The organism is Brevundimonas sp. TWP3-1-2b1, from assembly GCF_049896165.1.
Taxonomy (GTDB): Bacteria; Pseudomonadota; Alphaproteobacteria; order Caulobacterales; family Caulobacteraceae; genus Brevundimonas; species Brevundimonas subvibrioides_B.
The window spans coordinates 168,432-180,463 of record NZ_JAFCTT010000006.1 but is presented as its reverse complement, the minus strand read 5'-3'; the positions used below and the strand labels follow the sequence as shown (position 1 = coordinate 180,463).

At 67.4% G+C, this 12,032-nt stretch carries 15 protein-coding genes; 8 read left to right on the top strand and 7 right to left on the bottom strand.

The genetic code is table 11. The annotated features are described in order from the left end of the window. Nucleotides 1-50: 50 nt before the first annotated feature. On the top strand, nucleotides 51-1,091 hold the full coding sequence (locus ACP7AB_RS07900; RefSeq protein ID WP_425989499.1) for a ligase-associated DNA damage response exonuclease: 1,041 nt from the start codon (nucleotides 51-53) through the stop codon (nucleotides 1,089-1,091). On the opposite strand, the gene ACP7AB_RS07895 is transcribed toward ACP7AB_RS07900, so the two are convergent. Then, complete coding sequence (locus ACP7AB_RS07895) at nucleotides 1,037-2,605, bottom strand: AbgT family transporter (RefSeq protein ID WP_425989500.1); 1,569 nt, start codon at nucleotides 2,603-2,605, stop codon at nucleotides 1,037-1,039. The two genes, ACP7AB_RS07900 and ACP7AB_RS07895, sit on opposite strands and share 55 nt — an antisense overlap. Before the next feature lie 136 nt (nucleotides 2,606-2,741). Between ACP7AB_RS07895 and ACP7AB_RS07890 the strand changes: the two genes are divergently transcribed. Then, on the top strand, nucleotides 2,742-3,146 hold the full coding sequence (locus tag ACP7AB_RS07890) for a hypothetical protein (RefSeq protein ID WP_425989502.1): 405 nt from the start codon (nucleotides 2,742-2,744) through the stop codon (nucleotides 3,144-3,146). 441 nt (nucleotides 3,147-3,587) lie between these two features. On the opposite strand, the gene ACP7AB_RS07885 is transcribed toward ACP7AB_RS07890, so the two are convergent. After that, complete coding sequence (locus tag ACP7AB_RS07885; RefSeq protein ID WP_425989504.1) at nucleotides 3,588-5,219, bottom strand: response regulator; 1,632 nt, start codon at nucleotides 5,217-5,219, stop codon at nucleotides 3,588-3,590. A 200-nt stretch (nucleotides 5,220-5,419) separates the two neighbouring features. On the opposite strand from ACP7AB_RS07885, the gene queC reads away from it, so the two are divergent. The 5 genes from queC to ACP7AB_RS07860 all read left to right on the top strand — a co-directional run bounded on the left by queC (nucleotide 5,420) and on the right by ACP7AB_RS07860 (nucleotide 8,555). Next, nucleotides 5,420-6,142: a 7-cyano-7-deazaguanine synthase QueC gene (gene queC / locus ACP7AB_RS07880; protein WP_425989506.1), complete on the top strand. Its 723-nt coding sequence runs from the start codon at nucleotides 5,420-5,422 to the stop codon at nucleotides 6,140-6,142. Further along, on the top strand, nucleotides 6,139-6,774 hold the full coding sequence (queE, locus tag ACP7AB_RS07875; RefSeq protein WP_425989769.1) for a 7-carboxy-7-deazaguanine synthase: 636 nt from the start codon (nucleotides 6,139-6,141) through the stop codon (nucleotides 6,772-6,774). Before queC ends, queE begins: the two co-directional genes overlap by 4 nt. Nucleotides 6,775-6,901: 127 nt before the next feature. Continuing rightward, nucleotides 6,902-7,597, top strand: coding sequence for a TIGR02594 family protein (locus tag ACP7AB_RS07870; RefSeq protein WP_425989507.1), 696 nt, complete (start codon nucleotides 6,902-6,904; stop codon nucleotides 7,595-7,597). After that, complete coding sequence (locus tag ACP7AB_RS07865) at nucleotides 7,594-7,920, top strand: hypothetical protein (protein ID WP_425989509.1); 327 nt, start codon at nucleotides 7,594-7,596, stop codon at nucleotides 7,918-7,920. Before ACP7AB_RS07870 ends, ACP7AB_RS07865 begins: the two co-directional genes overlap by 4 nt. Beyond that, the gene (locus tag ACP7AB_RS07860; protein ID WP_425989511.1) at nucleotides 7,917-8,555 is read left to right on the top strand and encodes a hypothetical protein; all 639 of its coding nucleotides are present in this window, start codon (nucleotides 7,917-7,919) and stop codon (nucleotides 8,553-8,555) included. Before ACP7AB_RS07865 ends, ACP7AB_RS07860 begins: the two co-directional genes overlap by 4 nt. A gap of 37 nt (nucleotides 8,556-8,592) precedes the next feature. Here the strand turns inward: ACP7AB_RS07860 and ACP7AB_RS07855 are convergent, their stop codons facing one another. After that, a complete protein-coding gene (locus tag ACP7AB_RS07855; RefSeq protein WP_425989513.1) occupies nucleotides 8,593-8,865 on the bottom strand; it encodes a hypothetical protein in 273 nt (90 codons plus the stop codon). Nucleotides 8,866-8,975: 110 nt separating this feature from the next. Between ACP7AB_RS07855 and ACP7AB_RS07850 the strand changes: the two genes are divergently transcribed. Further along, the gene (locus ACP7AB_RS07850; RefSeq protein ID WP_425989515.1) at nucleotides 8,976-9,509 is read left to right on the top strand and encodes a hypothetical protein; all 534 of its coding nucleotides are present in this window, start codon (nucleotides 8,976-8,978) and stop codon (nucleotides 9,507-9,509) included. A gap of 12 nt (nucleotides 9,510-9,521) precedes the next feature. On the opposite strand, the gene aroC is transcribed toward ACP7AB_RS07850, so the two are convergent. Genes aroC through ACP7AB_RS07830 form a run of 4 tightly spaced genes read right to left on the bottom strand, consistent with a single transcriptional unit; the run spans nucleotide 9,522 to nucleotide 11,966 of the window. Beyond that, nucleotides 9,522-10,607 (bottom strand): chorismate synthase, encoded by a 1,086-nt coding sequence (gene aroC / locus ACP7AB_RS07845; RefSeq protein ID WP_425989517.1) that lies wholly within the window; start codon nucleotides 10,605-10,607, stop codon nucleotides 9,522-9,524. 4 nt (nucleotides 10,608-10,611) lie between these two features. Then, the gene (locus tag ACP7AB_RS07840) at nucleotides 10,612-10,989 is read right to left on the bottom strand and encodes a type II toxin-antitoxin system VapC family toxin (RefSeq protein ID WP_425989519.1); all 378 of its coding nucleotides are present in this window, start codon (nucleotides 10,987-10,989) and stop codon (nucleotides 10,612-10,614) included. Next, a complete protein-coding gene (locus tag ACP7AB_RS07835) occupies nucleotides 10,986-11,192 on the bottom strand; it encodes a type II toxin-antitoxin system VapB family antitoxin (protein ID WP_425989521.1) in 207 nt (68 codons plus the stop codon). The genes ACP7AB_RS07840 and ACP7AB_RS07835 overlap by 4 nt, the downstream gene beginning before the upstream one ends. Nucleotides 11,193-11,246: 54 nt before the next feature. Then, nucleotides 11,247-11,966: a DnaJ C-terminal domain-containing protein gene (locus tag ACP7AB_RS07830; protein WP_425989523.1), complete on the bottom strand. Its 720-nt coding sequence runs from the start codon at nucleotides 11,964-11,966 to the stop codon at nucleotides 11,247-11,249. Nucleotides 11,967-12,032: the final 66 nt, after the last annotated feature.

Below are 12,032 nucleotides of genomic sequence, written 5' to 3'. Positions count from 1 at the left end.
ATCGGGCGGGCGCCTATTCGCAAGTCCCGACGCAGGCCCATATCCCGACCATGATCCGTCCCGAAGACCTGTTGAGGCCCACACCGGCCGGCCTGTATTGCCCGCCGGGAGATTTCTACATCGATCCGGTGCGTCCGGTGGACAGGGCGGTGGTGACTCATGGCCACTCCGACCACGCGCGGTCGGGGCACGGCGCGGTGCTGGCGACGAACCAGACCCTGGCCATCATGGCGGAACGCTATGGCGAGGATTTCACCGGGCGACGTCAGGCCGTGGCCTATGGCGAGACGGCTTCACACAGCGGCGTTGAGGTGAAGCTGGTCCCGGCGGGCCATGTGCTGGGCTCGGCCCAGGCGGTGGTGACGTATCAGGGTCTGACCATGGTGGTGTCGGGCGACTACAAGCGCCGTCGCGATCCGACCTGCGCGCCGTTTGAGCCGGTCCCCTGCCATGTCTTCATCTCCGAGGCGACGTTCGGCCTGCCGGTCTTCACCCATCCGCCGGACACCGAGGAGATCGCCCGGCTGGTCCAGTCCCTGGGCCAGTTTCCGGAGCGGGCCCATCTGGTCGGGGCCTATGCCCTGGGCAAGGCGCAGCGCGTGATCCGGCTGCTGCGGGAGGCGGGCTGGGAGCGGCCGATCTATGTCCACGGGGCGCTGGAGCGGCTGAACCGGCTGTACGAACGCGAGGGCGTCGATCTGGGCCCGATCCTGCCGGCGACGGGACTCAAGGCCGGCGCCCTGGGCGGGGAGGTGGCCATCGCCCCGCCGTCGGCCATCCAGGACCGCTGGTCGCGCCGGTTCGCCGATCCGGTGACGGCCTTCGCCTCGGGCTGGATGCTGGTCAAGGCGCGGGCGCGGCAGCGCGGCGTGGAGCTGCCGCTGGTGATCTCGGACCATGCCGACTGGCCGGAGCTGATCGCGACCTTCGAGGAGATCAGGCCAGAGGAGATCTGGATCACCCATGGGCGAGAGGAGGGACTGCTACGCTGGGCCGAGATCAACGGGATGAAGGCGCGGGCGCTCCGTCTCGTGGGCTATGACGAGGACGACGACGAGGCGACCGGCGCCACGGCCGAGGGCAGTTCGTAGTGGACGCCCACCCCCGGCCCTAGCGGCAGGTCCAGCACGACCCAGGCCGCCACCATCAGCAGGCCCGCCACGAGGAAGGACCCCGCATAGGGCAACATGGTCGCCAGCAGCGATCCCAGGCCAAAGCGCGGGTCCCACCGCTGGGCGAAGGTCAGGATCAGGGGAAAATAACTCATCAGTGGAGTAGCGATGTTGGTGACCGAGTCCCCCATCCGATAGGCGGCGGTCGTCATCTCCGGACTGATGCCGAGGAGCATGAACATAGGCACCACGATCGGAGCCAGGGCGGACCATTTGGCCGAGGCCGAGCCGATGAACAGGTCGAACACGCATGAGACCAGGACGACGGCGATCAGCAGCACCGGGGCCGGCAGGGCGATCCGCTGAAGCTCCGCCGCTGCGTTGACGGCCAGGATCGGGCCGAGACCAGACCAGTTGATCATGGCCACGAAGTGGGCTGCGAAGAAGGCGAGCACGATATAGGGGGCCAGCTGGGCGACGCCTTCGCCCATCATCCGCACCATGTCCCGGTGGGATTTCACCGTGCCGGCGCCCGCACCATAGGCCCCGCCGGCAACGAAGAAGGTGACAGCGAAGAAGGCGATCAGCGACCGATAGAGGGGATTGAACTCCTGCCCCGGCTCGGCCTCGGGATCAAAAAAGGGCGAGCCCGGCATCAGGGTCAGGGCGGTCCAGAGGGCCAGCATGGCCAGGATCGCAAGACCGGCCCGGGCCAGCCCCTTCTTCTGCGCGGGCGTCAGGGCCTGTTCTTCGGGGGTGGAAGGCGGCCGGGCGGCGTCGGACGGCGTCCAGCGACCCAGGCGCGGCTCGATCACCCGGTCGGTCAGGAACCAGACGATCGGCGTGAAGACCAGAACGACGCCGACGATGAAGAACCAGTTGCCCGCGATATTCACGGAATAGGTCGGGTCGATGAGCCGGGCCGCCGGCTCGGTGATACCAAGGATCAGGGCGTCCTGGGATCCCGGAAACAGGTTGCCGGCATAGCCTCCGGACACTGCGGCGAAGCCGGCCGCCAGGCCGGCCAGCGGGTGCCGTCCGGCCGCGGCGAAGATCACGGCGGCCAGAGGAATGACCACGACATAGGCGGCGTCCGATGCGTGGTGAGACATCATGCCGACCACGACGACGACGGGCGTCAGCACGGCCCTGGGCGCATTGAGCAACGCGCCTCGAATGGCGGAATCGAACAGCCCGGTCCGCTCGGCGACGGCCGCCCCGTAGATGATGGTCACCACGATCGCGAGCGGCGGAAAGTCCGCCAGGGTGCGCGGCATGCCGATGATCAGCTTCTCGAGATTCTGGCGCGAAAGCAGGCTCTGCGCCACCAGCGTCTCGCCGGTGACCGGGTTGACGGCGGACCAGCCCAGACCCGAACCGACCAGGCTGAGCACCACCAGTCCGCAGATCAGCCACAGGAACAGGAACACCGGATCGGGCAGACGATTGCCGATGCGCTCGACCACGCCGAGAAATCCAGAGCCTGTGCTCATCGGTGTTGCTCCCCTTGTTCGCGCTCGAATAGCCGGAAGGCAGGGGGGCGAGGCAATGCAGCGGGTCTGCGACAAAATCGCGGGCGAGCGCCGGGGTCTATGGGCGTGGGCTTCGGGTCGGCCTCGGCCTCGGCCCGTGCGGCAGCCAAAGCTCCGCGACCATGAGGTCAGGGTTCACCGGTCCTGGTGGGTGGCGACCGGGCTGGTGGTCGAGGCGCGGCGGACGGCGGATCAGGCCGAGGCCATCGCCCGCCCCTTCTATGTGACGAGGATATTCACCGGCCTTGTGATTCTGGCGATCGTCACGACGGCGCTGGAGCTGTGGTGGCTGGGCGGCGGGCTGGGGCTGGACTGGCTGGCGGGAGTCGGGCCGCAGGGACTGCAGGGTGCGGCCTTTGATCCGCTGGGTCTGGCGGCGGGTCTGGAGGCCCTGGTCAACCTGGCCATCCTGGGTTCGCTGGCCCTGTGGTTCCTGATCAACATCCGCCGCGCCCTCGGCATGGGGCGCGCGTCGGAGGCCTCGACCTGGATGCGCGCCTAAGACAAGCTCGCCGACCGCGCCCGCGCCATGGTCATGCTCGCCCTGCCCGACATCGCCCCGCCCCGCCCCGCCCCGCCCCGCATCGAGTCCAGTCGCAAGTCGCTGTGGCGGGTCGGGGCGAAAGATACAAACGGTCCTTATTTCAATGCTCTAAATGTATATTTCGAGGTCGAAACGTAGGAATTGGACTCCTTGCACCCGGTTTTTCGGAGTCCAATCCGTAGCTGTTTCCTCCCCGTCGCGCAGCGATGGGGAGGTGGCACGGCGCTTCTTCCAGCGCCGTGACGGAGGGGTTCCTGGTGCACGCAGAGCCCCTCCGTCTGCTCGCGAAGGGCTCGCATCCACCTCCCCACGCCTTCGGCGCGGGGAGGAGACAAACAAAAACGCCCGGCCATGGCTGACCGGGCGTTCGGATCGTCGGCTGCGCCGCCCGTCGCACCCCTAGGCCGCGCGGCCCTTACGCCTCGCAGGAGCGGCCACCTCGACCTCGACCTCCGTCCGTTCGTTCAGCGCCGCGTTCATCGCCATGCGCAGGCGTTCCGGCTTGATCGGCTTCTCGACCACGGCGGCCATGCCGATCGAGAGATAGTGTTTGGCGTCGTCCGGGTCGGCGTTGGCGGTCAGGGCGACGATCGGGATGTCACGCTCCGGGCCGGTCAGGGCGCGGATGGCCCGGGTCGCCTGGACGCCGTCCATGCGCGGCATCTTGATGTCCATCAGGATCAGGTCGAACGGACGGGCCTGGACGGCCTCGAGCGCCTCGACGCCGTCCTCGGCTGTTTCGGACGAGCAGCCGAACATCTCGCACAGGGCCTGGGCGACCACGCGGTTGGTGGCGTTGTCGTCGACGATCAGGATGTGCGGATTGGACTGCAGTTCCAGGTCGGCGAGAGTCGAGACATTGGTGGCTACATTCTCCACCGGGGCCGACAGTGGCGCGCAGACGTCAAAGGCGAAGGTGGCGCCGCGACCGGCGTTGTTCTCGGCCCAGATGCGGCCGTCCATGCGGTCTACGATCTGGCGGCAGATCGACAGGCCCAGGCCCGCGCCATCCGGGCCGGAGCCGTGCACGAAGGGTTCGAAGATGGCGTCGACACGATCGGCGTCCACGCCGGGGCCGTCGTCGCGGACGCGGGCCTCCATGCGGACATGGCCGTTCTCGGACCAGGCCTTGAGGCTGGCTTCGACCACCCCGTTGCGGGCGAACTTCAGGGCGTTGCCGATGAGGTTGTTGAACACCTGTTTCAGGCGCACGCCGTCGATGTCGGCACAGAGTTCTGTGTCGCCCTCATAGCCGACCATCAGGCGGACGGCGTCCTGGGACGCGCGGGGACCCCACATGGCCTCGATGTCATCCACCAGGGCGCGGAGCGGCGTCGGGGCCGGGTTCAGCTCCAGCTCGCCGGCCTCGGCGCGCGAGAGGTCCAGCGCGTCCTGAAGAATGCGCAGAAGGGTCTCGGAGGAATCGACGATCGTCTGGACGTGGGCCTGGGCCGACGTATTGAGCGGCTGGCGACGCAACAGTTCGGCGACCGCGAGGACGCCGTTCATAGGCGTGCGCAGCTCGTGGCTCATGATGGCCAGGAACTGGCTCTTGGCGCGGGCCGAGGCGAGAGCCTGGGTACGGCTGTCGCTCAGGGCGCGGGCCTGTTCCGCCAGCTCGGCGTTCTGGCTGCGCTGCTGCTCGTTCACGGCCTGAAGCAGGGAGACAGCCGTGCCCACGCCGCGGTAGCGACCGCCGCGCGTGACAACAAACCCGCGCATCAGGGCGCCCGGGCCGCTCTTGATCAGGATGTCGCAGAAGGCATCGATGCGGACACCGGCGTCGACGACGGCCGGCTCCGGATCCATCACTTGGGAGACGGGGCGGTTGGCGTAGAGGGCGTGGCCAAAGGGACCGGCGATCTTGAGGAGGAAGGCGTTGCGTTCGATCAGACCGACCGGGCGGTCGTTCTCGACGACGGGAATGACGAACGTGTCCGGCTCGCGCTGGAAGCGTGCGAAGACCTCGGCCGCCGAGCTCGTCGGCAGCACGGGCTCGGCGCGTTCCGTCAGAACTTCGATCGTCGGCATACTGGCCGAAACTCCCTGATACCAGTGGACAATGCGGGATAACCGTTTGCAAAAGGGTTAAGTCCAAAAACAGTCTGTTTTCGCCAGTTATGCGGTCGTGCTTTTGCCGGATCGCCCGGTTGGGTGTAGAGGGCGGGAAACCATTCCATTCCTGCCCACTAACCCATGCGCGCGGCCTTTGGGCCGACCGCAGGCCCGTCATGACCGAAGCCCAAATCACCGACACCGCCCACGACGCCCTGGTCCTGTTCTCGGGCGGGCAGGACAGCGCCACCTGTCTGGCCTGGGCGCTGGAACGCTACGAGCGGGTCGAGACGGTCGGCTTCGACTATGGCCAGCGGCACGCGGTCGAGATGGCCGCGCGGCTGAAGGTGCGCGAGGGCATGATGGATGTCCTGCCCAGGTTCGCGGACCGGCTGGGGCCGGACCATGTCGTCGACCTGACCGGCTTCGGCGCCATCGGCGAGACGGCCATGACCACGGATCGCGCCATCGAGATCGGTGCGCGGGGCCTGCCGAACACCTTCGTGCCGGGGCGCAATCTGGTGTTCCTGACCTGCGCCGCTGCACTGGCGGACCGGCGCGGGCTGGCGGTGCTGGTCGGCGGCATGTGCGAGACGGACTTCTCGGGTTATCCCGACTGTCGACGCGACACGATCAACGCCATGGAGCGGGCGCTGACCCTGGGCCTCGACAAGCCGTCGCCGATCGAGACGCCGCTGATGTACCTGACCAAGGCCCAGACCTGGGGACTGGCGCACGAGATCGGCGGCGACGCCCTGGTCGAGCTGATCGTCGAGGACTCGCACACCTGCTATCGCGGCGACCGCACCCACCGGCACGACTGGGGCTACGGCTGCGGCGACTGCCCGGCCTGCGCGCTGCGCGCCGCAGGCTGGCGCGAGTGGCTGGCCTCGCGATGACCTATTCGGTCAAGGAGACCTTCCTGACGGTGCAGGGGGAGGGCGGTCAGGCGGGACGGCCGGCGGTCTTCCTGCGCTTCGCGGGCTGTAATCTGTGGAGCGGACGCGAGCAGGACCGGGCCACAGCCGTCTGCACCTTCTGCGACACCGAGTTCGTCGGCACGGACGGAGACGGGGGCGGCAAGTTCAGAACGGCCACGGCGCTGGCGGATCATGTCGCGTCGATGTGGATCGGCCGCGAGGGTGATCCGAAACTGGTCGTCTGCACGGGCGGGGAGCCGCTGCTGCAACTGGACTCGCCACTGATCGCCGCCCTGCACGCGCGCGGCTTCGATATCGCGGTGGAGACCAACGGCACCCTGCCTGCGCCCGACGGCATCGACTGGATCTGTGTCAGTCCCAAAGCCGCAGCCCCCGTGGTCCAGACCTCGGGCCAGGAGCTGAAACTGGTCTATCCGCAGGCGCTCGCCATGCCGGGGCGGTTCGACGACCTGGAGTTCGAACGCTTCTGGCTTCAGCCCATGGACGGACCGGATCAGGCGGCCAATACGGCGGCGGCCCTGGACTATTGCCTGCGCCACCCGAAATGGCGGCTCAGCGTCCAGACGCACAAATACATCGGGGTGCGCTAGGACGAATCGGGCCTCCAGGGGGTGCTCCGGGCCTTCAATCGCTGAAGGCTTGAAGCTCACGCATAACGGCGATTTTTGTGGATTGACACCACGTGGAGTTGTCCTTCAGATGCTCTGGGGGGCAATGATGAAAATCCTGGAAGTCCAAACAGCGTTGGCGAACCTTGGCTACCGGCCAGGGCCTCTGGATGGAGTCTGGGGCCGACAGACTGCGGCGGCGGTCAAAGAGTTTCAGACCAGGCACGGCTTGACGCCGGATGGTGTGCTGGGTCCGATCACGATCGCGGCGCTGCTTCCCAGCGCTGTTCCGGGCAAGGACTTGGAGCAGGACGGTCTGGTCTGGTTCAAGGAGGCGCGACGGCTGATCGGAACGAAGGAGAAGCCCGGCACAGGCTCCAATCCGACGATTCTGGACTGGGCCCAGAATATCGACGTTCACTACCCCGGCGACGACATACCGTGGTGCGGCCTGTTCGTCGCTCATTGCATAACATCGACGCTGGATCGCGAGCCGACCCCGGCAAACGTTCTGTCCGCCCGAGCCTGGCAGAGCTTTGGAATCAAGACCGGCCCTACGGCCGGTGCGATAATGGTCTTCTGGCGGAAGTCCCGGTCGAGCGGACTGGGACACGTCGGCTTCTACGCCGGCGAAGACGGGGAAGCCTACCGTATCCTGGGTGGAAACCAGAGTGACTGCGTCTCTCTGGCCTGGGTGGGCAAGGACCGATTTGTCGGCGCACGATGGCCGGCGACCATTCCGCCGCCTGTTCCCAAAGCGGTCCGGGTATCGAGAACCGACAGCCTATCGTGGAATGAAGCGTGACCGATCCGTCGCCGTCCCTCTCCGCATCGGAGCCCATGACGCTGACCTTCAAGCAACGCGTGGCGATCGTTAACCTGCTCGACAAGCAGAACAAGCTCGAGCGGAGCTTCTACCTCTATCTAACGGTCGCTTCAGCCGCCGCTCTGGTCGGGCTGGCTATCTACTGGACGGTTACGGAAGAGTTCAGCGTGACTAATTTCCTCCTCCTGATGACGCCGACCGGGGTGATCTCGGTGACCCAGGCCCGGGTGCTGCAGCTCTGGTACGCCAGCCGTGACATCCTTCTGGGCATTGCAAAGCCTCAGGCAAGAGCGGCCGAATGACCGATCAGCCACCGTTGAATCCGGCCCAGATTGCGATCCTGACAAGCCGGTCCCGCTGGATCGGTGTCGCGTTTCTGCTCGGCGGCCTGGCCATTCTGGGAGGGTTCGCAGTCAGCCTGATCAGCCTGAGCCACGCTCGTGATCGCCTGCAAGCCGAGGTTACCCGCCTGGATCACGAAATCGCTGCGCGACGCCGGGATACGACGCAGGTCGAGACCCTTGAGCGGACCGTTCGCGAGGCAAGGTCGAGCCTCGACGGGGGCGAGACTGCCCAGGCCTCTGCAATCCTCGGGCAGGCGGCCATTGAGACGCCTGCGGCAGCGAAGCCCTCGGCCGCATCCGATCGCGTTTCGCCCGGCCGGATCTACTTTCAGATCCGCGCTCAAGGCCAGGTAGCCATGTATCGCGCCTGTTCGGGATCTCTGCGTTCGATGGGTTATGACGTGCCCCCCTACGAACTCTTGGGTCGTGGGCCAGGTCGAACGGAACTTAGATATTTCCGCCCGGATGACGCGGTTGGCGCTGGCTCGTTAAAAACCGTGCTGGAAGGTTGTCTCGGCGAAGATGTGTCCGCCATCGAGGTCCCGATCCGCGGCGTGTCCCCGCAGCAGTTCGAAGTCTGGCTCGCCGAATGATGTCCTGCCGGCTGCGACCCTTCGCACGGGTCCGCCGTCAGCAGCGCTGGCCGTTGGCGCGGCGCTGTTCGCAGCGGCGCTGCTCACGCTCGTAGTCGCGCTGTTCGCGGTCGCGGCGGGCGCGGGTTTCCTCGTCCGAGGTGGTGACGGCGTCGACGCCCGCGCCGACGACAGCGCCCGTGGCCCGGGCCGTTCCGCCGACGATGGCGCCGGCCGTGCCGACCACGGCGCCGACCAGACAGCCCTGCAGCATCAGCGAACCCGCTAGGACGGCGGCGAGGGCGGCAGTGCGGGACAGCATCTGGATCATGGCGCGCATCTAGCCCGAACAGGGTGAACGGAAGATGACCCATTTGTAAGGGGCGTCATCGCTATCGGAAACATATGGTCGAGCTTGTTGATCGCGGCGGGGGGCCGGACATGCGGATTGCGAAACTTGTCGGCTGGGGCCTGTTTATCGTCGCGTTGACGTTCGCCCTGCATGAACTCGCCCACGGCCTGACCGGAGCGGCGCTGGGCTACGATATGTTTGTACGACTGAACAGTTCCGGCCTCGTCACCGGTGCCTATCGCTCTGCTCTGGACCGCGATCTGATCGACGCCGCCGGACCGGCGGTCACCGTTCTTCAGGGCCTGTTTGGCTTGTGGCTGGCCTATCGCTGGCCGACCGTAGCCAGCTTCGCGGTCGTGCTGGCGGCCTTGCTGATGCGGATGCTGGCCGCCGGGGTGACGCTGTTCATGCCGAACGACGAGGCTCGGCTGGGGCTGTCGTGGGGTCTCGGCCTCTGGCCCGTGCATGCGGTGGTGATCGCCGCGCTCCTGATCATGACGGTGCTGGCGGCGCGCTGGACCAGGCCGTCGGTTTGGTCGGTGATCGCCCTGGTGCTGGCGATCAACGTCGGCATCACGCTCGTCGTCATGGGCGAACGGTTCCTGCCCGCGATCTCTCTCTAGCTGGAGGGTGGTTCAGCCGACCTGGGCGCGGTGCCTCAGCATGGCGTCGGCCAGGACGCAGGCGGCCATGGCCTCGACCACCGGAACGCCGCGCAGGGCGACGCAGGGGTCGTGGCGGCCTTTGGTGCGGACATCGGTCTCGAGCCCGTCGCGGGTCACCGTCTGGCGCGGCGTCAGGATTGAGGAGGTCGGCTTGAAGGCCACGCGGGCGGTCAGGGGCTGTCCCGTCGAGATGCCGCCCAGCACGCCGCCAGCGTTGTTCGAACCGAAGACGATCTGGCCGTCCTCGTCCAGTCGCATCTGGTCGGCGTTGTCCTCGCCCGACAGTTCCGCTGAGCCGAAGCCCGCGCCGATCTCGACCCCCTTGACCGCATTGATCGACATCATGGCGGCGGCCAGTTCGGCGTCGAGCTTGCCATAGAGGGGCGCGCCCCAACCGGCGGGAACGCCCGTGACCTCGAGCGCCACGACGGCGCCGATGGAGGAGCCCGCCTTGCGCACCCCGTCGAGGTAGGCTTCCCACTCAGGCACGGCCTCGGCCGAGGCGGCGAACAGGGGATTGTCGTAAACGGCCGAGAAATCGACCGCTTCGGGCGCGATCCTGTGCGGGCCCAACTGAACGACCCCGGCGCGGACAACGATGCCTTCGCCCAGCACCCGACGCGCCACGGCCCCGGCGGCGACGCGGCTGGCGGTCTCGCGCGCGGAGGAGCGCCCGCCGCCGCGATGGTCGCGGACGCCGTATTTCGTCTGGTAGGTCAGGTCGGCGTGGCCGGGGCGATAGGCGCGGGCGATCTCGCCATAGTCCCTGGAGCGGGCGTCGATGTTGTCGATGTGGATGGCGATGGGCGCGCCGGTGGTCACCGGACCCGCGCCGTCATCGAAGATGCCGGACAGGATGCGAGCGACGTCGGTTTCCTGGCGCTGGGTGACGAAGCGGCTGCCGCCGGGCTTGCGCCGGTCCAGCCAGGGCTGGAGGTCCGCCTTTGTGAGCGGAATCAACGGCGGACATCCGTCCACGACGCAGCCGATCGCCGGCCCGTGGCTCTCGCCCCAGGTCGTCACGCGGAAGAGGTGGCCGAAGGTGTTGTGGGACATGGGTTCAGTGATGCAATGCGGCGGCTCGCCCGAAACGGGCGGCCACGGTGTTCAGGCGCCGGTCATGGGTCCAGAGAAGAACGTCATTCACCAGCATGGAGGAGGCGAGCAGGTGGGCGTCTACCCAGCCGATGCCCAGCCCATACAGTCGGTTCTCTTCGACGAGCCGCGTGACTTCCTCGTCGAGCGCTCGGGCCGCACGGTCCATGTTTCGCAAGCCGCGAATGAAGTCATCCCGGCGGCGAAGATGACCCATCGCCAGTTCGCCGATCACGTAAGGATGGGTGAGTAGCCGTTCCTGATCCGCCAACTGGATCACAAGCGGGTTCGGAGATCTGAGATGATCCACCCAGACGGATGTGTCAGCCAAGATCAGGTTCATTCCTCTTCGACGCCGAACAGGCGTTTGCGAGGAGCGAGCTCGAAGTCCGGCTGGGAGCCACCCATTCTCGCCAAGCGTCGGGATGCTTCTCGCGAGACATAGGCCTGAAGCGCAAGGCGCAGAATCGCCGACTTTTCCACCAGGCCGCTGTACTCCATGGCCGAAGCCATCAAGTCATCATCGATCGTGACTGTTGTGCGCACGGCTGCATCTCCTGACGCATCAAATGATGCGCTCTGTGATGCGTCATTGCAAGGTCAGGCCGCCAGACGGTCCGGCGTCCAGACGCGGGTGAAGCGGGCTAGCAGGTCCTCGGCGGCGGAGGGAGCGTCCTCGGACGGCTTCAGCGACACGAACAGATGCCCCTCCGGCCGCGCGCCTCGCGCCGGCAGGCCGAGACCGCGCAGCCGCAGACGGACCGGATCGGTCAGGCCGGGCGTGACCCAGGCGCCGCGAACCCCGGCATGGGTCTCGATCTCGACACGGCCGCCGTCGGCCAGCAGCCGCTCGGGCACGGGCCAGCTCATGTAGAGGTCGTCGCCCATGGCGGCGAGACCGTCGGCTGCGCGGATCAGCACCGGCAGATAGAGGTCGGACCCGTCCGTCGCCGCAGCCCTCAGGCGCAGATATTCGCCGGTCCGCATTCCGGCGGGGGCATGAACGCGCAGCTGTCTGTCGCCGAGGCGCAGCATCGTCCGGGCGCCTGCGAGGGCCTGCAGCGGGGTCAGGCCCACGACCGGAAGCGCGACGGGGCCCTGGACGGGCGCAGCGAGGGCGGCGCGGGCGGGGCCGACGGACTGGATCAGGCGATAGGCGGCGATGACCCGGCGGAAGCGGTCGGCGTCGCCGCCGGGCTGGTCGGGTCTGGCGCTCTTGACCGCGAGGCGGAAGGCGCGCGTCACGACGGCCTGCTCGGCCGGACCGTGCAGGCCCAGGACGGCGAAGGCTTCGTTCAGACTGGGGCCGGGCGCGATCATCCGCTCAATAGGCCGTCGCCATGGTCAATGTCGGGTTAACCGTGCAGGTCGGCCCGGGCCTTGCTA